The organism is Pseudomonas sp. GL-B-12 (genome assembly GCF_019955895.1).
Lineage (GTDB): Bacteria > Pseudomonadota > Gammaproteobacteria > Pseudomonadales > Pseudomonadaceae > Aquipseudomonas.
In genome coordinates, this window is the sequence record NZ_JAHBCX010000031.1 from 31275 (window position 1) to 50814 (window position 19540).

Annotated in this window: 13 protein-coding genes; 12 read left to right on the forward strand and 1 reads right to left on the reverse strand. The window is 63.2% G+C overall.

Annotation, left to right across the window (positions count from 1 at the left end):
* Window positions 1–26: 26 nt before the first annotated feature.
* A complete protein-coding gene (locus KGA85_RS17420; RefSeq protein WP_223533319.1) occupies window positions 27–2858 on the reverse strand; it encodes a LuxR C-terminal-related transcriptional regulator in 2832 nt (943 codons plus the stop codon).
* 197 nt (window positions 2859–3055) lie between these two features.
* Here KGA85_RS17420 and KGA85_RS17425 point away from each other — a divergent pair, with 197 nt between their 5' ends.
* The 12 genes from KGA85_RS17425 to KGA85_RS17480 all read left to right on the forward strand — a co-directional run bounded on the left by KGA85_RS17425 (window position 3056) and on the right by KGA85_RS17480 (window position 19515).
* Window positions 3056–4210 (forward strand): CaiB/BaiF CoA transferase family protein, encoded by a 1155-nt coding sequence (locus KGA85_RS17425; protein ID WP_223456044.1) that lies wholly within the window; start codon window positions 3056–3058, stop codon window positions 4208–4210.
* Window positions 4211–4249: 39 nt separating this feature from the next.
* On the forward strand, window positions 4250–5053 hold the full coding sequence (locus KGA85_RS17430) for an enoyl-CoA hydratase/isomerase family protein (RefSeq protein ID WP_223456043.1): 804 nt from the start codon (window positions 4250–4252) through the stop codon (window positions 5051–5053).
* A gap of 51 nt (window positions 5054–5104) precedes the next feature.
* Entirely contained in the window at window positions 5105–6661 is a 1557-nt protein-coding gene (locus tag KGA85_RS17435; RefSeq protein WP_223543270.1) for an acyl-CoA synthetase, read from the forward strand.
* 4 nt (window positions 6662–6665) lie between these two features.
* Complete coding sequence (locus tag KGA85_RS17440) at window positions 6666–8189, forward strand: acyl-CoA synthetase (RefSeq protein ID WP_223536550.1); 1524 nt, start codon at window positions 6666–6668, stop codon at window positions 8187–8189.
* A 246-nt stretch (window positions 8190–8435) separates the two neighbouring features.
* Window positions 8436–9575, forward strand: coding sequence for an acyl-CoA dehydrogenase family protein (locus KGA85_RS17445; protein WP_046040411.1), 1140 nt, complete (start codon window positions 8436–8438; stop codon window positions 9573–9575).
* Between the two features lie 28 nt (window positions 9576–9603).
* Window positions 9604–10812 carry a lipid-transfer protein gene (locus tag KGA85_RS17450; RefSeq protein ID WP_223456040.1) on the forward strand — a complete coding sequence of 403 codons (1209 nt, stop codon included), beginning with the start codon at window positions 9604–9606 and terminating at the stop codon, window positions 10810–10812.
* On the forward strand, window positions 10809–11966 hold the full coding sequence (locus KGA85_RS17455; protein WP_223456039.1) for an acyl-CoA dehydrogenase family protein: 1158 nt from the start codon (window positions 10809–10811) through the stop codon (window positions 11964–11966). Before KGA85_RS17450 ends, KGA85_RS17455 begins: the two co-directional genes overlap by 4 nt.
* Window positions 11967–11990: 24 nt before the next feature.
* A complete protein-coding gene (locus KGA85_RS17460) occupies window positions 11991–12992 on the forward strand; it encodes an acyl-CoA dehydrogenase family protein (RefSeq protein WP_223456038.1) in 1002 nt (333 codons plus the stop codon).
* Window positions 12993–13001: 9 nt separating this feature from the next.
* On the forward strand, window positions 13002–13790 hold the full coding sequence (locus KGA85_RS17465) for a crotonase/enoyl-CoA hydratase family protein (RefSeq protein ID WP_223456037.1): 789 nt from the start codon (window positions 13002–13004) through the stop codon (window positions 13788–13790).
* Between the two features lie 167 nt (window positions 13791–13957).
* Window positions 13958–15790, forward strand: a complete 1833-nt coding sequence (locus KGA85_RS17470) for a DUF1302 domain-containing protein (protein ID WP_223456036.1) — start codon at window positions 13958–13960, stop codon at window positions 15788–15790.
* Between the two features lie 26 nt (window positions 15791–15816).
* Window positions 15817–17184, forward strand: a complete 1368-nt coding sequence (locus tag KGA85_RS17475) for a DUF1329 domain-containing protein (RefSeq protein WP_223456035.1) — start codon at window positions 15817–15819, stop codon at window positions 17182–17184.
* 138 nt (window positions 17185–17322) lie between these two features.
* Window positions 17323–19515: a LuxR C-terminal-related transcriptional regulator gene (locus KGA85_RS17480; RefSeq protein ID WP_223543271.1), complete on the forward strand. Its 2193-nt coding sequence runs from the start codon at window positions 17323–17325 to the stop codon at window positions 19513–19515.
* Window positions 19516–19540 lie beyond the last annotated feature (25 nt).

Consider the following 19540-nt stretch of genomic DNA (forward strand, 5'->3'; position numbering starts at 1 on the left):
GCTCCCACAGGTTTCTCTATTGGCAGTTAGTGAGTACCAGTGCCTGGATCACCCTGCGATTCCAGATCCCGCACCCGCGCCACCGCTTCATCGCGGCTGCCGACGCCGAGCTTGCTGTAGATATGGCTCAGGTGCCATTTCACGGTTTCCGGGGACAGCCCCAGCGCACGGGCGATTTTCTTGTTGGGCAGGGCCTGGGCCAGCAGGCGCACCACTTCGATCTCCCGTTCGCTCAAGGGCTCGATCCCGGCCGCCAGCGGTTTGCTGGTTGCCGCCGTCGCAGGCTTGGTTTTCGAGACCGCAGGCGCTGTGGCCCCGGCGGCCTGCAGGCGCTCGACATAAAACGCCAGCACCGGGTCAAGGACTTCCCGGCTGGTGATATCGCAGATCAGTTTCAACCCGTCCGGATGGGCGTCGATGAGGCTGCGCACCAGGCCGAAGCGCTGCCCTCGGCGCAGCGCCTCCATGACCTTGTCCCGCGCCTGCTCATGGTGACCCCGTTCGGACTCGATCACGGCACTGAGCACCATCAGGCGTACCGCTCCGAGTTGGCGGCGGTGCCTTTCACAGGTTTCGATCAGCTGTTCTATGCGTGCGTAGGCGCCGTCCAGGTCGCCCTGTGCCAGTTGCCAGCGAGCGCGGGCGTTCTCGGCCAGGATGTGGATTTCCTTGAGTGCCGTGTGCCCGGCGTCCGGGTGGCGCGCGTCGATGGCATCCAGGCGCGCCAGCTTGGCTTGGGCTTGTGCGGTTTCCCCGAGTGTCAGCAACCAGCGCACCTGCCAGGTCAGGCAGTAGGCTTGCAGGCGCTCCAGGCCGAGTTTGATCGCGTACTCATCAAGCCGCTCGACAAATGCCAGGGCCTCCTGATGGTTACCCGCCAGCCATTGCACATTCCACAGCACTTGCAGCACACGCAGCACGGAATCGGGAATCGAGATCCGTTCGAGAATGTCGATCCAGCCCGAGAGCATCTTGAACGCGGCGTCGAGGTCGTTGGTTTCGTACAGCACTTCGCCAAGCAGCGCAGCGGAGAGATAAGTCGCGTCGGCACCGCCCTTGCCGCATTGGCCGGCTTCATGCAACACATCGCGGTAAACCCGTTCCGCCTGGGTCATCTGGCCTTCAAGGGCCAGGCTCAAGCCGATCAGGCAACGACCCTGAAGGCTGCCCGCCGTGGTCCCCAGCAGCGGCTGGCCATTGATCAGCAGGTTCGGCCGGTCGAGTTGCACCTGGCGGGCCTTTTCGTATTCACCGCGGTGCATGTACAGCCAGGACAGGATGTTGGCACAGGAGCCGATGGCCACGCTGTTGCTGCCCGCAGGCGGGTTGAGCAATTGCGGCAGGACCGTCATGGCCGCATCGGTGTCATCCCGCTGCAGGGCCAAAGAGGCGCGCAGCAGCGAGATCATGAAGCGGTCATGGACTTCGCTCTCGGGAACGTCGCGAAACAGTTGTTCGAGGCTGGCGGTGCAGGCCACGAAGTCCCTGGCATACAGCTGCATCCGCGTCTTGAGAATGCGCAGCTTGACCCGGGCCTGTACCTGTTCGACCGGCAACAGCCGCACCAGCTCGATCAACATGCGCAGGTCGCCATGGGCGTACAACGCCTCGCAGTGTTGTTCCACCAGATCGGCGGCGGCCGACGGGTCGCCGCCCATGACCGCATGGTGCACCGCTTCATCCAGGTGATTGTGCTCGCGGAACCAGCTCCATGCGCGAACGTGCACCGCTTGTTGCTCGGCGTTGCTGCGCGAGTCGAAATACTTGAGCAGGGTTTCGCGCAGCAATGGGTGCAGGCGATACCAGGTTTCGCGCTCGGCGCTGTCTACCGGAATCAGGAACAGGTTGTCCCGCTCCAGCCGCGTCAGCAGCGCGTTCGCCTCGGCAACCGCCTGCGGGTGACCGCTCAAGGCAGCGCACAACGAGGCGCAGAAGCGGTTGCACACGGCCATGAGCAGCAACAGGTCCAGGTCTGTCGGTGACAGGTGGGACAACACTTCGACTTCGAAGAACCTGGCGAAGGCTTGATCGTCCCGTAGCTGCGCTTGCACCGACGTTGCCTCTGCGGCGGCAGGCGGGCGATTCTTTTTGCGGCTGACGGCGAGCAGTTGCAGGCCGGCGACCCAGCCATCGGTCAGCTCATGCATCATCCGGGCGTCCCGGGCGCTGATCTCGCCCAATTGCGCCTTGAGGAACTGTTCGGATTCGGCGGCGGTGAAACGCAAGTCCCGCAGGTTCAGCTCCAGCACCAGTTCCTGGCTGCGCAACCGCGCCAGGGACAACGGCACGACGCTGCGCGATATCAGCGCCAGGTGGAGGTTGGCCGGGGCGTAGTCGATCAGCCATTGCAGGGCCTGGTGAATGCCCACGTCAGTCAGGTGGTGCAGGTCGTCGAGTACCAGCACCAGCTCACGGCCACGGCTGGCAATGCTGCGCACCAGGGTGATGACGGTGCGTTCCACGGCTTCGCTGTCGAGGCCGCGACCTTCCAGTTGAGTCGCTTCGCGCACGAGCGTCGGGTCGATCTGGCCGAGGCTTGCCAGCAGATAGTCAAGAAAGCGCGCCAGTTCGTTGTCATCGGCCGACAGCGTCAGCCACGCCACGTCGAACCCCAGCGGCAACAGCGCCTGGCGCCAGGCGATCAGGGTCGAAGTCTTGCCACACCCGGCTGGTCCCCTGAGCACGATGCAACGCAGGCGGCGGGCCTTGAGCATTTGCTCCTGCAGGCGCTCGCGGGAAATCAGGCGCCCGGCGCTGCGCGGCGGAGTCAGTTTGGTACTGACGATCGGGGACTGAACCGGATTGAAGACCTGGCTGGCATGGGTGTCCGATGCATTGGACTTGCGGTGTTTATCCATGGGGCTGTCCGATTCTTTTTTGTTTTGTGAGTGCGCCGAATCTCATCGAGTGTAACCCAGACCATGGGCGGGATGACCCTGTCTTTGGCGGCCACCACCCGATGCGGGTGGTGGTCGGTGGGGCCGGGATTGATCTACTGGATGGCACAACAATAGGAGTGCTGCTGGCGCTCCAGAAGAATCACGGAGCGTTGGCGATGGGCGTACTGAGCGGCATTCGGGTGGTGGAGTTTGAGGCAATCGGGCCGGCGCCGTTTGGCACCATGCTGTTGGCCGACATGGGCGCCGACGTGGTGCGCATCGACCGGCCGCAGAAGGCCAGTGACCTGGGGCCGAAGCTTGAGGGCAAGCGGGCCGACATCACCGGGCGCAACCGCCGTTCGGTCACCCTCGACCTGAAGCACCCCGACAGTGTCGCCGTCGCGCTGCAATTGATTGAGCGCGCCGACGTGGTGATCGAAGGGTTTCGCCCCGGCACGATGGAGCGCCTGGGCCTCGGCCCGGAAGTCGCGCTACAGAGCAATCCGCGTCTGGTCTACGCCCGTATGACCGGCTGGGGCCAGACCGGCCCGATGGCCGACCGCGCTGGCCATGACCTGAACTACATCGCCTTGTCGGGTGTGCTGTCGAGTATCGGCCCGGCCGGTGGTCGGCCGGTGCCGCCGCTGAACCTGGTGGGTGACTACGGCGGTGGCGGCATGTTGCTGGCGATGGGCGTACTGGCGGCGCTGCTCAATGTGCAGCGCGGCGGCGCCGGGCAGGTGGTCGATGCGGCGATGACCGAAGGTGCGGCGCAGCTGGGCTCGGTGATCTGGGGCCTGCTGGCCGGTGGTCACTGGAAAGAACAGCGCGGCAGCAACCTGCTCGATGGCGGTGCGCCCTGGTACGACACCTACGAAACCCGCGACGGCCAGTACATGGCGATCGGGCCGATTGAATCGCGCTTCTATGGGCAGATGCTGGACATTCTCGGACTCTCCAACGCGGACCTGCCCAGCCAGCACGACCGGGCTGGCTGGCCGCGGCTGCGGGAGTCATTCACCGCTGCGTTCTTCGGTCGTACCCGCAAGCAGTGGGAGGAAGCCTTCGAAGGCAGCGACGCCTGCGTTGCGCCGGTGTTGGGCCTGGCCGAAGCAGCCAGGCACCCCCACGGCGTTGCCCGTGGCAGCTTCATTGAGGTCGACGGGGTAGTGCAACCGGTCCCGGCTCCGCGTTTCCTCGGCACGCCATCGGCGCAACCGCAACCGGCGCCCGCGCGTGGAGAGCATGGCGGCGCAGCACTGCGTGACTGGGGCTTCGACACCGCGGCCATTGAGCGCTTGCGTGAACTGGGCCTGGGTTTTGGCGCCTGAAAAACAACATGAAGAATCGCGCAGCGCAGGAGTTACACCATGGCCATTCAGTTCAAGATCATCGATCACGTGGCACTCATCACGCTCGATGCGCAACAGTCGAACAACGCGCTGACCGTCAGCGATCTGATGCACCTGCGCAAGACCCTGGGTGCCTGCCAGGATGACGAGCAGGTGCGGGTGATCGTCCTGACCGGTGCCGGCGAGCGCGCGTTTTGCAGCGGTGCAAGCCACAAGGAGTCGTTGCTGGCGGCATCCGGTTTTGTCGCCGGCACCCTCAAAAGCCGCGAGACCGAAGCCGAGGAGGGCGGCTACAGCCGGCTGTTCGACCTCAGCGACCTGGACATCTGGAAACCGGTGATTGCCGCCATCAATGGTGCCTGCCTGGGGGGCGGTCTCGAGCTGGCGCTGCAATGCGATCTGCGCATTGCCTCGGCCAGCGCCACGTTCGGCTTGCCCGAGGTGTGCGACGCGACCATTCCGGCGGCCGGTGGCGTGCAGTACTTGCTGCGTGCAATTCCAGCGGCCCATGCCATGAAAATGGCGCTGACCGGGGAATCGATCAGCGCCGGGCAGGCCTTGGGCATCGGTTTGATCATCGAGCTGCTGCCCAAGGACCGTCTGCTGCCGGCGGCGCTGGACCTGGCCGAGCGTATTGCCGCCAACGGCCCGCTCGCGGTGCAGTCGATCAAGCGCCTGGCCTTGCAGAGCGCCCATCTCGCGCCCCGGGACTTCGTCACCCAGGCCCATCTGCATTGGGGCTTGCTGCGCGACAGCGAAGATCACGCCGAAGGGCGCATGGCCCAGGTCGAGCAGCGTTCGCCGAAATACACCGGTACCTGATCCGTAGCGTCGCGTTCGTTACCTGACAACAATAATTCACAGGAGAACCTCATGTATCTGACCCAAGGCCTGCACCGCGTGCTGCAGCAACGTCCCCATGCCGTGGCGACGGTCTTTCGCGACCGCCGCCGCACCTATGCCGAACTGGCCGACCGGGTGGCTCGCCTGGCCGGGGCCTTGCAGCATTTGGGGATGCGGACCGGCGATCGCGTCGGTCTGCTGGGCCTGAACTCCGACCGGTTCCTTGAGTATTTCCTGGCGACCTGGTGGGGCGGTGGCGTGGTCAACCCGGTGAACATTCGCTGGAGCGTGCCGGAAATCGTCTATTCGCTGGACGACTGCGACACCCGCATCCTGCTGATCGACGACACCTTCCTGCCCCTGGCCGAAGGCATTGCCAGCAGCGCCAGGGTGCGGCCGTTGCTGATCCACATCGGCGACGGGCCGTTGCCAGAAGGCATGCTGTCCTACGAGCAATTGATTGGTGAAGCCACGCCCGTTGACGACGCGTTTCGCGGCGGCGACGACCTGGCGAGCATCATGTACACCGGCGGTACCACCGGCCGACCGAAAGGCGTGATGCAGTCGCACATGAACCTGTGGACCGCTGCCGTGGCCCGCGCCGCCGACGTACCGGTGCCGGCGGACGCATTGACCCTGCACATCGCGCCGATGTTCCACCTGGCGGCGTTGTCGCGGGTGATCCTGATTTCGCTGCTGGGGCTGCCGAGCATTTTCGTTCCGGCCTTCGATGCCCTGGACGTGATGCGCACCATCGAGCGCGAGCGCATCACCGATATCCTGATCGTGCCGACCATGCTTCAGGCGCTGATCATGCACCCCGATTTCGCCAGGCATGACCTGAGCTGCCTGCGCAGCCTCACCTACGGCGCCTCGCCGATTGCCGTGCCCTTGCTGGAAATGGCGCTCAAGGCCTTGCCGAATGTCGAGTTCACCCAAGGCTACGGCATGACCGAAGCGGCGCCGCCGATCTCTGCCAACGGCCCGGAAAACCACAGCGCCGAAGGCATCGCCAATGGCCGCCTGCGCTCGGCCGGGCGCCCGGGGCTGGGGGTCACGGTGCGCATCGTCGACGAAAATGACAACCAAGTGCCCTGCGGCACCGTCGGCGAAGTGGTGGTGCGCGGCCCGAACATCATGCTCGGCTACTGGAACAACCCCGAGGAAACCGCCAAGGCCTTGCGCGGCGGCTGGATGCACACCGGCGATGGCGCTTATATGGACGCGGATGGCTTTATCTACATCGTCGACCGTTTCAAGGACATGATTGTCAGCGGTGGCGAAAACGTGTATTCCGGCGAAGTGGAAAGCGCCATCGCCAGTCACCCGGCCGTCGCGGCCTGCGCAGTGATCGGCATTCCTTGTGCCCAGTGGGGCGAAGCGGTGCACGCGGTGGTGGTGCTCAAGCCGGACAACGAGGTTGCAAGCGCCCAGATCATTGAACACTGCCGTCGGCAGATTGCCGGCTACAAGACCCCGAAATCCGTGGAGTTCCGTACGGCGTTGCCGTTGTCCGGTGCCGGCAAGGTGCTCAAGCGCGATCTGCGTGAACCGTTCTGGCGCGGCACGGATCGGGGCGTGAGCTGACAGCATGTACATGACCCAATGCCTGCAACGCACGCTGCAACAGAACCCGGACCACATCGCGACTATCCATGGCGAACGTCGCCACACCTACCGTGAATTTGGCGAACGGGTCGCTCGCCTGGCGGGCGCCTTGCAGAAACTCGGCATGGCGGCCGGTGACCGGGTCGGCATGCTGGCGCTGAACTCCGACCGCTACCTGGAGTACATCATGGGTGTTTGGTGGGGCGGCGGAGTGCTCAACCCGGTGAACATCCGCTGGAGCGTGCCGGAGATCGTCTATTCGCTGGACGATTGCAGTACTGGCATCCTCATCGTCGATGAGCACTTCGCAGCGCTGGCCGAAGGCATTTGTGCCAGGGCCCGTCGTGCGCCGCTGTTGATTTATGCGGGTGACGGTGACGTGCCGGCCGGCATGTCGGGTTTCGAGCAATTGATTGCCCAGACTGCGCCAGTGCAAGACGCCGGGCGGGGCGGTGAAGACCTTGCCTGCATCATGTACACCGGCGGCACCACCGGGTTTCCCAAGGGGGTCATGCAGTCGCACCTGAACCTGTGGTCGGCGTGCATGCCTCGCATGGTGGACATGCCGCCGATCCGCGGCGGCCTGCTGATGCATGTCGCGCCATTGTTCCATGTCGCCGGTATGGCCCGTGCACTGATTCAGTTTCTGGCCGGTGAAAGCCATGTGCTGGCGTCGAGCTTCGACCCCTTGCAGGCCTTGCAGATGATTGAGCGCGAACGGGTCACCGAGACGTTGCTGGTGCCGACCATGATCCTTGCGCTGTTGGCTCATCCTGACTTTGACAAGTATGACCTGGGCAGCCTGAAACGCCTGACCTACGGTGCTTCACCCAGCGCCGGGGATATGGTCGAGCAAGTGCTGGCCAGACTGCCGGACATCGAACTTTCACATTCCTACGGACTGACCGAGGCCTGCCCGGTGGTGTCCAGCAATCTGCCGTGCAATCACACGCCAGAGGCTCGCATCAGCGGCTTGTCGCGCTCGGTGGGGCGTGGCGGTCTGGGTGTCAACGTGAAGATTGTCGACCCGCAGGGGCAAGAGGTTCCCCGTGGCACAGTGGGCGAGATCATTGTGCGCGGGCCGAACATCATGCAGGGCTACTGGAACAAGCCCGAAGAAACCGCCAGGGTGTTGCGAGACGGTTGGCTGTACACCGGCGACGCGGCGTGGATGGACGAGCAGGGCTACCTATTCATCGTCGACCGCTTGAAGGACATGATCGTCAGCGGTGGGGAAAACGTTTACTCGGCGGAAGTCGAAAACGTTCTGTCGCGGCACCCGGCCGTGGCGATGTGCGCGGTGATCGGCATTCCCCATGAACAGTGGGGCGAGGCGGTGCACGCGGTGGTGGTGCGCAAGCCCGGTGCCCAAGCCGATGAGGAGCAATTGCGCCTGTTTTGTCGTGAATTCATCGCCCCCTACAAGTGCCCCAAGACCGTGGAGTTCCGCGACGAGCTGCCACTGTCGGCGGCGGGCAAAGTCCTCAAGCGCGAACTGCGCCAGTAACCCCACCACAAATCCCCGTAGGAGCTGCCGGAGGCTGCGATCTTTTGATCTTGTTTTTGAAAAGCAAAGTCAAAAGATCGCAGGCTTCGCCAGCTCCTACCTTGATGGTGTTTCATTTCAAGCCCTCCGTACAACTGTTCCGCAAATCCGCTACCCGATCCGGGTGGCTTCATCACCCACCCCCCGCCAATACAGTGGACCCACGAACCAGGCGCGTGCCTGCCTGGCAACCCACTGGAGATCCCGATGCACATCAACCGTACCGTCTACCGTGAAGACCACGAAATGCTGCGTGAAACCGCGCGGCGTTTCTTCGAGCGTGAATGCCTGCCCAAGCAGGCGCAGTGGGACGAGGCCGGGCAGGTCGACCGGGAAACCTGGCTCAAGGCTGGCCGCCACAACCTGTTGTGCCTCACCGTGCCCACCGAATACGGCGGTGGCGGTGGCGACTTCGGTCACTCGGCGGTGCTGATCGAAGAGCTGTACCGCGCCGGTGTCTCCGGCTGGAGCCTGGGTGTGCATTCGGACATCGTCGCCCCCTACATCGTGCGCCTGGGCACCGAAGAGCAGAAGCAGCAATGGCTGCCGAAAATCTGCTCCGGCGAAACCGTGCTGGCGGTGGCCATGACCGAACCGGGCACCGGTTCCGACCTCAAGGCGATCCGCACCACCGCCGTGCGCGACGGTGACGAGTGGGTGATCAATGGCAGCAAGACTTTCATCAGCAACGGCCTGACCTGCGACATGGTCGTGGTGGTGTGCAAGACCGACCCGAGCGCTGGCGCCAAGGGTTGCAGCCTGATCATGGTCGAGTGCAATCGCGAGGGTTTCCGTCGTGGCCGCAAGCTGGAGAAGGTCGGCCAGCACGCTGCCGACACCGCCGAGTTGTTCTTCGACGACGTCCGTGTGCCGGTGGGCAACCTGCTCGGTGAAGAAAACAAAGGCTTCATGCACTTGATGGAGGAGTTGCCGCAAGAGCGCCTGGTCATCGCCCTGTACTGCGCCGCCAAACTCGAACGCCTGCTGGAGCAGACCGTCGAGTACGTCAAGGACCGCAAGGCCTTCAACCAGACCGTGTGGGACTTCCAGAACACCAAATTCAAGCTGGCCGACATCAAGGCCAAGGCCACCGCCGTGCGCCTGACCATCGACCACTACATCGCCGAACACATGCGCCGTCGCCTGACCGTGCAGGAGTCGGCCATCGCCAAGCTGTACGCCACCGAGACGCTTTGGCAGTGCATCGACGACATGGTCCAGCTCCACGGCGGCTACGGCTACATGCTCGAGTACCCGATTGCCCGCGCCTTCGTCGACATGCGCGTGACGCGCATCTTTGGTGGCACCAGTGAAGTATTGCGCGAACTGATCGCGCGCCAGTTGTGATCCTTCCCCCTCATTTTCAGGTGACACCATGAGCGAAAAAGTACTGGTTGCCGGCGTCGGCATGATCCCGTTCCGCAAGCCCAGCGACAGCCCGACCTATGTGCAGATGGGTTCAGAAGCGGTACGTCTGGCCCTGGCTGATGCGGGCATTGACTACAAACTGGTGCAAGAAGCGTATGCCGGTTATGTCTACGGCGACTCCACCTGCGGCCAGACCGTACTGTACGAAGTGGGCATGACCGGGATTCCTGTGGTCAACGTCAACAATAACTGCTCCACCGGTTCCACCGCGCTGTTCCTGGCGCGCAAGGCCATCGAGTCCGGTTCGGCTGATTGCGTATTGGCGGTGGGTTTCGAGCAGATGCAGGCCGGCGCATTGAAATCCCACTGGGACGACCGCCCGCCAACCCGTGAGCGCTTCCTGCCGATCCTGCGCGGTCTCACCGCCGATATGGATGGCATGCCCCAGGCCATCCGTACCTTCGGTGGTGCCGGGCGCGAGTACATGCACAAATACGGCACCAAAATGCAAACCTTCGCCGCCGTGCGCGCCAAGGCCAGCCGTCATGCAGCCAACAACCCGCTCGCATTGTTTCGCAAGGTGCTCAGCGTCGAAGACGTGATGAACGACCCGGTGATTCTGCCAGGCGTCATGACGCGGCTGATGGCCTGCCCGCCAACCTGCGGTGGTGCCGCGGCAATCCTGGTGTCCGAACGTTTTGCGAAAAAGCATGGCTTGCGTCGCGACGTGGAAATCGTCGCCCAGGCGATGACCACCGACACCCCGGAATCCTTCAACTTCGAACAGCCGTCGCTGCTCGATTGGGTCGGCACCCACATGACCCACGCCGCCGTGGGCCAGGTCTACGAGAAGGCCGGTGTCGGCCCGCAGGACATCGATGTCTGCGAACTGCACGACTGCTTCGCCCAGAACGAAGTGATCTGCTACGAATCGCTGGGTTTCTGCCCCGAGGGCGGGGCCGAGAAGTTCGTCATGGACGGCGACAACACCTACGGCGGACAGATCGTCATCAACCCGTCCGGCGGCCTGCTTTCCAAGGGCCATCCCTTGGGCGCCACCGGCCTGGCGCAGTGCTACGAGCTGACCCGACAATTGCGCGGCAGCGCCGATCAACGCCAGGTCGACGGTGCACGTCTGGCCATGGCCCATAACCTCGGGCTGGGCGGTGCATGCGTGGTGACGCTGTACGGCAAAGTCAGTGGAGGTGCCCAGTGAGCAGCTTGCTCGACGCCTTTCGCCTGACCGCTCTACCGCCACACGCCGAGGCCTTTCGTGCCGAGGTCAAAGGATTTCTGGCCGAGCATCTGCCGAGCGTCCCGGCGGATGTGCGGGCCCGCAGCTGGACCGGTTTCGACGCCGGTTTCAGTCGCCAACTGGCGCAACGTGGCTGGGTCGGCCTGACCTTGCCGGCCGCTTATGGCGGTGCCGGGCTGGATGCATTCAGTCGCTTTGTGCTGGTCGAAGAGCTGCTGTCGGCCGGTGCTCCGGTGGCGGCACACTGGATCGCCGACCGCCAGAGCGGGCCGTTGATCCTGAAATTCGGCAACGACGCGCAGAAGGATTTTTTCCTGCCGCGCATCTGCGCCGGCAAGGCGTTTTTCTGCATCGGCATGAGCGAACCGAACTCGGGGTCTGACCTGGCCAGCGTGCGCAGCCGCGCCACCCTTTGCCCTGAAGGCTGGCGTCTGAGCGGGCGCAAGATCTGGACCACCAATGCCCATCACGCCGACTACATGATCGCTCTGGTGCGCACCAGTGGTTCGCCCGAGGACCGTCACAACGGGCTGTCGCAATTCATCATCGACCTCAGGCAGCCAGGCATCAGCGTGCGTCCCATTGTCGACCTAGCGGGCGACGCGCATTTCTCCGAAGTCGCCTTCGACGACGTCTTGCTTGGCGAAGACGCGTTGGTGGGCGAGGAGGGCAGCGGCTGGAAGCAGGTGAATGCCGAACTCGCGTTCGAGCGCAGCGGGCCGGAACGTTTCTACTCCAGCGTGGTGTTGCTCGATCTGTGGGCCGACACCTTGCGCCGTCACGGCGCCACTGCACAGGAATCCGCGTTGCTCGGCAGTTTCCTCACGCAGCTGACCTGCCTGCGCAATCTCTCGCTGGCGCTGACGGCGTTGCTCGCCCGGGGCGAAAGCCCGGTGGTGGAAGCTGCACTGGTCAAGGACATCGGCACTGAATTCGAACAGGCGATCCCGTCAGCGATTGCCTCGGCGATCAGTGCCCATCCGGATGTACCCGTCGATGAGGAGCTGTACCGCACGGTCGCCTACCTGAACCAGGTCGCGCCGACTTTCTCGTTGCGCGGCGGCACCCGGGAAATCCTGCGCGGCATGATCGCCCGCGGCCTCGGCCTGCGCTGATGCACCTCGAATAGGAAAAACTTCATGTTCACTGAAGCCATTGAAAAGATCCTCAGCGACTTTTGCACGCCGGCACTGGTCCGTGCTGTGGAAGGCGGAGACAGCGCCGCAACGCTGTGGAGTGCCCTGGAAGACAGCGGCTTTCTGGAATTGCTGACGCCAGAAATCGCTGGTGGAGCGGGACTTGCGCTGAATGCACTGCTGCCGATTTTTGTCGCCTTCGGTCGCTGCGCGCTGCCGGTCCCGGCGGCGCAAAGCATTGCCGCCCGTGCGTTGCTACGTGACTGCCCGAGCGCGCCACCGTCCGGCATGGTGACCCTGGCCGGCACAGCCTGTCGCCAGCCCGATGGCCTGTTGTGTGTGCCGCGTGTGGCGTTTGGTTTGTTGGCTGATTTTGCCCTGGTCAACCTGGAAGGCGAGTTGCTGCTGCTCGATTGCAGCCTCGCCCGCCGCGAGTCCACCGGTGTTCACGGCAGTCAATGCGCCACCTTGTACTGGCCGCAGGATTCACTCGGCAGCGCAATTGGCAATAACGGCGAAGAAGTACGTGTGTTCAACGCCGCCATTCACGCCGCCACCATCGCCGGGGCCATGGAGCAGGTTCTCGCCATGACGCTGGAGTACTGCAACGACCGGGTGCAGTTCGGCAAGGCCATCGGCAAATTCCAGGCCGTGCAGCATCAACTCAGCGTGATGGCCGAGCAAGTGGCCGCCGCGCGCATCGCCGCTGAACTGGCGTTTGCCGGCGATTTGCAGGTGCCGGACCTGATGGCGACGGCCATTGCCAAAGCGCGGACCAGCATGGCTGTGCCTCAAGTCACTGCCATCGCCCACGCACTGTTCGGCGCCATCGGCGTGACCGAAGAACTGGACTTGCAACTGTTCACCCGGCGCCTGCACGAGTGGCGCATCAGCGACGGCTCGGAAACCTGGTGGAACGGCATCGTCGGCCAGGCGTTTCTCGCACAACCGGATGCCTGCGCCAGCCATTTCGTGCGTCACGTCACCCTGTCCCCATCGGCCTGAGGATCATTCATGAGCGCGTTTTTGAAATACGAACAGGAAGGTCATGTCGTCACCCTGACAATGAATGACCCCGAGCGACGCAACCCGCTGACCGGCAACAGCGCCGTGCCGGAGTTCCTCGAAGCCATTGAGCGAATCGAACGCGACAGCAGTGTGCGTGCAGTGATCATCACCGGCGCCGGTACGGCGTTCTGCTCCGGTGGCAACGTGCGCGACATGGATCGCTACGCGCAGATGTCGGGCATGCAATTGCGTCAGGAATATCGCACCGGCATTCAGCGCTTGCCCTTGGCGTTGTTCAATCTGGAAGTACCGGTGATCGCCGCGGTCAATGGCGCGGCCATTGGTGCGGGGCTGGATCTGGCGTGCATGTGTGACATCCGCGTGGCGTCCGAGCACGCGAAGTTTGCCGAGAGTTTCGTCAAGTTGGGGATCATTCCAGGCGACGGCGGTGCCTGGTTGTTGCCACGCATCATCGGTTTGTCCCGCGCCACCGAACTGACCCTGACCGGACAAATGATTGACGCTCGCCAGGCCGAGCAATGGAACCTGGTGTCCCGCGTTGTCCCCGCCGAGCAGTTGCTGGATACGGCGCGGGACATCGCCGCGTCGATTGCCGCCAACCCACCTCACGCCGTGCGCCTGGCCAAGCGTTTGTTGCGCGAGGCCTTGCACACCCGACTCGACACGCTGCTGGAAATGTCGGCGACGTTCCAGGTGCTGTCGCACCAGACCGCCGACCACCGCGAAGCCGTGGCGGCGTTTATCGACAAGCGGGCACCAACTTTTACCGGGTGAGTGTCACCGAGCGTAACGCACGGTGAGCGCCGTTCAAACCAGGTTGTTACGCGGCACAAAACCCCATCAATAACGCTGCTTCAAATCACCCGTTCGGGTGTGAGACCCCCAACGGAGCGCCGCTAGCATGGGCGCTCCAACACTTAATCCTTAACCGGAGAAACCGCATGACAACAAAAACAATGCGCGGAGTCTTCCAGCCGAGTCTGCTGGCCGTCGCTGTGATGGTTGCCACTTGTGCGAGCAATCAGGCTCACGCTGTGGCTTTCAATATCGGGGAAATTCAGGGCAGTTTCGATTCGTCGCTGTCGATTGGCGTGAGCTGGTCGGCAGCTGATCCAGACAAGCAATTCATCTCCAACTTCAACTCCCAGGGTGTCACCGGCGGCAAATCTGCGTCCCGGACCACCGACGACAACCGCCTGAACTTCAAGAAGGGTGAAACCTTCTCGAAGATCTTCAAGGGCGTGCATGACCTGGAACTCAAGTACGGCGACAGCGGCGCCTTCGTGCGCGGCAAATACTGGTACGACTTCGAGCTGATGGACGAGAGCCGTCCGTTCTATGACATCGACGACTCGGGACGTGACCGCGCGGCCAAGTCGTCCGGCGCGATGTTCCTCGACAGCTTCGTCTACCACAACTACTCGATTGGCGATCAGGTCGGCAATGTGCGCCTGGGCAAGCAAGTGGTGAGCTGGGGCGAGAGTACCTTCATCGGCAACTCGATCAACAGCATCAACCCGATTGACGTCGCCGCGCTGCGTCGCCCGGGTGCCGAAGTGAAAGAAGGCCTGATCCCGGTCAACCTGCTCTATGTGTCCCAGGGCCTGGCCGACAACATCACCGCTGAAGGTTTCTACCAACTGCAATGGGACAAGTCGGTGGTCGATAACTGCGGCACGTTCTTCGGCAATGACGGTGTGCCGCAAGGTTGTGATGACCGCCTGGTGATCGCCGGTCTCGACCTGCCACCGGGTGTCGCGAAGAACACCGGCGGTTTGGCTGCCATTGCTGCCGGCACCGACGACGCGTTCATCCCGCGCCTGAAGGACAACGATGCCCGCGACGGTGGCCAGTATGGCCTGGCGCTGCGCTGGTATGTGCCGGAAGCCAACGACACCGAGTTCGGTGCCTACGCGATGAACTACCACAGTCGCAACCCGTTCCTGAGCATCAATCAGATGAGCAACCCGGCCGGTGGCGTGGCCTCGGCGCGCAGTGCGCGTTACTTCATCGATTATCCGGAAGACATTCGTCTGTATGGCTTGAGCTTCCAGACCAACGTCGCCGGCGTATCGCTCGGTGGCGAACTCAGCTACCGGCCAAACATGCCGCTGCAGCTGAACACCGCTGACCTGTTGTCCGCCGCGACCTTCGGCGCAACGTCACCGCTGATCACCACCGGTTTCGCCGGACGCACTCTGGGGGCCGAGGTCAACGGCTACAAGCGCATGCCGGTGACCCAGGCGCAGGTGACCGCCACGCAGTTCTTCGATCAGGTCTTCGGCGCCAGTCGCCTGACCCTGGTGGGCGAGGTGGGTTACAACAAGATCAACGGCCTGGGCAAGGCGGACGGTACGGACCTGCGCTTCGGTCGCAGCCCGGCCTTCGGTTCCGGCGAACTGCCGGGCGCAGCGGGGGCGGCCACTTGCCGTGGGACCGCAGCGGGCCTGCCCAACGCCAGCAACCCGGCGCAGGAGTGCAACAACGATGGCTTCTACACCAGCAGCAGTTGGGGTTATCGCCTGCGCGGCAAGCTCGATTACCCGAACGTGATCGCCGGTATCAACCTGTCGCCGAACCTTGCCTGGTCTCACGACGTGCAGGGTTTCGGCCCGAACTTCGATGAAGGCTCCAAGGCCGTGAGCCTCGGTGTCGACGCCGACTACCAGAACACCTACACCGCCAGTCTGAGTTACACCAACTACTTTGGTGGCGATTTCAACACCAACGTCGACCGCGACTACGCCGCGCTGAGCTTCGGCGTGAATTTCTGATGCAACCCTGCCAGAGGAAACTGAACATGAACGCACGTTTAATTCTGCGCGCTGGCGCACTGAGTCTGTCGTTGCTGGCCAGCGGTGTGATGGCCGCGGTTTCTCCGCAGGAGGCGGCGCAACTGGGGACTACGCTGACGCCGTTGGGGGCGCAGAAAGAGGGCAATGTCAACGGCAGCATTCCGGCCTGGATCGGGGGCCTCAACCCCGGTGCGGCGGCACTCGACAATGGTTTTCTCGGCGATCCGTTTGCCGGTGAAAAACCGCAGTTCGTGATCACGGCAGCCAACGTCGACCAGTACAAGGACAAGCTGACCCCGGGCCAGCTGGCGATGTTCAAGCGCTATCCGGACAGCTACAAGATCCCGGTGTACAAGACCCAGCGCACCGCGGCGTCACCGCAGAACGTCTATGACATCGCGAAAAAGAGCGCGGTGACCACCGAGCTGACGCCCGATGGCAACGGCCTGGTGAACTTCACCCAGACCCGCTACTACCCGTTCCCGATTCCGAAGAACGGCGTGGAGATCTACTGGAACCACACCAACCGTTATCGCGGCGGCAACATGGAACGTATAGCGGCCCAGGCGGCTCCGCAAACCAACGGTTCTTACTCCATCGTCGAATACGAAGACAAACTGGCCTTCCCGCAATTGATGGAAGGCGTCGATGCGGGGCAGGCCGATAACGTCCTGTACTACTACAAGCAGGAAATCACCGCGCCGTCGCGCATGGCCGGCAGCGTGATCCTGATCCACGAGACTATCGACCAGGTCAAGGAACCGCGCCTGGCGTGGGTCTACAACGCCGGCCAGCGCCGCGTACGGCGGGCACCGCAAGTGGCTTACGATGGCCCGGGCAACGGCTCCGACGGCATGCGCACCGCCGACAACACGGACATGATGAACGGTGCACCGGATCGTTATGACTGGAAACTGGTGGGCAAACAGGAGCTGTACATCCCGTACAACAACTACAAATTGCAGTCGCCGAAGGTCAAGTACGACGACATCATCAAGCCGGGGCACATCAACCAGGACCTGACGCGCTACGAATTGCACCGCGTCTGGCACGTGCAGGCCACGCTCAAGCCCGGTCAGCGTCACGTGTATGCCAAGCGTGACATGTACTTTGACGAGGACACCTGGCAACTGGCCGAGGTCGATCACTACGACGGTCGTGGCCAGCTATGGCGGGTGGCGGAAGGTTATGCGATCAACGATTACGAGCGTGGCGCGCCGAACTTCGCGATGCTTGGCATCTACGACCTGATCGCCGGCCGCTACAACGTGCTGGCCATGACCAACCAGTCCAGGCATGCCACCACCTATGGTCTGACCGCGAAGATGACCGACTTCACCCCGGCTGCGCTGCGCAACGACGGCATTCGCTGACTGTTCGTTCCCGCCTCAAGCAACGCCCTGTTCGCAGGGCGTTGTGCATGGCGAGCCTTGCACCCACCTGATGCGGGTGGCGCGCAAACCGGTGTCCGGTTCAATGATGGAGTCCACTTCCCATCAGCGAGGTCCGCCATGTTTGTGCCACGGCCGCATCTGATCGATGCACTTGAGGGCAAACAGTGCCGCTTGCAACTGCTTTGCGCGCCTGCCGGATATGGCAAGACGTCATTGTTGCAGCAGTATTTGCAAGGCATTGCCCCGCCGGGGCAAGTGGTCTGGATGTCTTTGGGCGCACAGCCGCAGACGCTGGAGCACTTCATTTCAGGATTGGCGGGTGAATTGGGGTTGGCGGCTGATACTGCGCCGGATGCGGTATTGGCGTTTCTCGATTCAAGAGCTGTGGTGCCTGAGCTATTGCTATCGCGAGCAGGCTCGCTCCTACAGGGGAACGCGGTTAACTGTAGGAGCGAGCCTGCTCGCGATGAGGCCCTTGAGGTAGCCCCAATCCACCTGGTATTCGACGATCTTCCCGTCGATATGCCCACAGACCTGAACCACTGGTTCGACCAACTCCTGTCCCTCAAAAACCCGCTACTGCACGTGTTGGTCACCTGCCGCCAGCGCCCGGACTGGAATCTGCCGCGCTTGATGCTGACCGGCCAGTTGCAGGAGCTGGGCGCCGGGCAACTGGCCCTGCGCCCCGATGAGTTCGAATCGCTGATCGATGCCCTGGCGCCGCACACCGATGCACCGGCCAGAGAAAAACTCTGGCATGAGACAGGCGGGTGGTGCGCCGGTATTCGCCTGTCGCTTTCTCTGGAGCAGGTACGGTCGTCACCCTTGCTCGGCCAATACCTTGAGCGCGAACTGTTGTTGCGGCTGAGCCAGGAACAGCGCGAGGTCCTGTGTGGGCTCGCGCATTTGTCCCGATTCAGCGCGGACTTCTGCGAGCAGTTATGGGAAGGCCAGCAGGGCGCCCGGGTATTTCACAGCCTGCTGGATTGCCGGGCATTTCTGTTCCCGGTCGAGCAACAGCCCGGTTGGTATCGCCTGCTGCCCGCCGTGGCACAGGCCCTGCAAAACCAGTTGAGCGCAGCACCGTTGAATCGGCTGCGCCTGCGGGCTTGTCAGTTGCTCAGCGTGCTGGGGCATGTCGATGAGGCGGTGGAGCAGGCGTTGTGCGCTGATCAGCCCGAGGTGGCCGCCAATTACATGGAGCGCTTGTGGCTGAGCTGGATCCTCGGCGAACGGCATCTGAGCAAGCTGATGGACTGGCGTGAGCGCATCGAACCGCAGTTGCTGCACAGCAGCCCGCGCCTGATTTACCTGTGTGCCAAGGCGCTGTTGTTCAGTGGGCGGCTGGACGAAGCCGCCGATTGCCTGGCGCGGCTCGGGCACTTTCTGCCGTTGCCCGATACCCGGCGCAATCAGCGCCTGCTGGCGAACTGGCAGGCGCTGTACGGCACCTTGCAGGCATTGCGCGGCCATGCCGATTCGGCGCGCCTGCATTGTCGGGCGGCCCTTGACGAGCTGACGGCGGAGGATTGGCTGTCGGTGTTGCTGTGTCATTGCATCCTGGCGCGGATCGCGATGGAGGGCGGCGACCTTGTCGAGGCCCAGTCGCTGCTGGATCACTCACTGGAGCTGGCCCGGCGCCAGGGCAGTCATGAGTCGGAAGTGCTGGTCAACGTCGACCGGGCGCGCCTGCTGATGCTTCAGGGGCAATGGGGGCAGGCGCAATCGCTGGTGCGAAGCGAGCTCAACCGACTGACCGTGAAGGGCGCGCAACCTTACCCGCTGCTCGGGCGGCTGCTGTTCACGCAAGGCGAGTTGCTGTTGCAACAGGGCCATACCCACGAAGCCGAAGTGGTGGTGCAGGCAGGGCTGTTGCAGGTCCGCGACTGCTGCGCCCCCTTGCTGTTGTCGGAAATCGCTTCGCGCAGCCATGACCCGGAAAAGGCCTGCTGGCACTTGTACGAAGCCGAGCGGCGCATGCATTGGGGCAAGATCCACGCTGCATGTTACCAAGGGCCGATCGCACGGCAGAAAGCCCGGATCGCCGCCCGCGAGCAACCGGCCAACGACGACAAGGTTTCGCCGGTTCGCCTGACCGGCGTGGCGGATTACCAGGATGACCTGACGCCCCGCGAGGTCTCGGTGCTCAAGTTGCTGGCCGAAGGCATGTCGGTACGTGAGGTGGGCAGCCGCTTGTTCATCTCGGAAAACACCGTGAAAACCCACGCCAAGAACATCAACGTCAAGCTCGGCGCGTGCCGTCGCACCCAGGCCATCAACAGCGCCAAGGCCATGGGCATCCTCGCTTGAATCCATCGTCGTTGCGCCACCCACC

Excerpts from the sequence above, each read along its gene's own strand:
- KGA85_RS17420 (WP_223533319.1), bottom strand. The coding sequence starts at position 2,858 with ATGGATAAACACCGCAAGTCCAATGCATCGGACACCCATGCCAGCCAG.
- KGA85_RS17425 (WP_223456044.1), top strand. The coding sequence starts at position 3,056 with ATGGGCGTACTGAGCGGCATTCGGGTGGTGGAGTTTGAGGCAATCGGG.
- KGA85_RS17430 (WP_223456043.1), top strand. The coding sequence starts at position 4,250 with ATGGCCATTCAGTTCAAGATCATCGATCACGTGGCACTCATCACGCTC.
- KGA85_RS17435 (WP_223543270.1), top strand. The coding sequence starts at position 5,105 with ATGTATCTGACCCAAGGCCTGCACCGCGTGCTGCAGCAACGTCCCCAT.
- KGA85_RS17440 (WP_223536550.1), top strand. The coding sequence starts at position 6,666 with ATGTACATGACCCAATGCCTGCAACGCACGCTGCAACAGAACCCGGAC.
- KGA85_RS17445 (WP_046040411.1), top strand. The coding sequence starts at position 8,436 with ATGCACATCAACCGTACCGTCTACCGTGAAGACCACGAAATGCTGCGT.
- KGA85_RS17450 (WP_223456040.1), top strand. The coding sequence starts at position 9,604 with ATGAGCGAAAAAGTACTGGTTGCCGGCGTCGGCATGATCCCGTTCCGC.
- KGA85_RS17460 (WP_223456038.1), top strand. The coding sequence starts at position 11,991 with ATGTTCACTGAAGCCATTGAAAAGATCCTCAGCGACTTTTGCACGCCG.
- KGA85_RS17465 (WP_223456037.1), top strand. The coding sequence starts at position 13,002 with ATGAGCGCGTTTTTGAAATACGAACAGGAAGGTCATGTCGTCACCCTG.
- KGA85_RS17470 (WP_223456036.1), top strand. The coding sequence starts at position 13,958 with ATGACAACAAAAACAATGCGCGGAGTCTTCCAGCCGAGTCTGCTGGCC.
- KGA85_RS17475 (WP_223456035.1), top strand. The coding sequence starts at position 15,817 with ATGAACGCACGTTTAATTCTGCGCGCTGGCGCACTGAGTCTGTCGTTG.
- KGA85_RS17480 (WP_223543271.1), top strand. The coding sequence starts at position 17,323 with ATGTTTGTGCCACGGCCGCATCTGATCGATGCACTTGAGGGCAAACAG.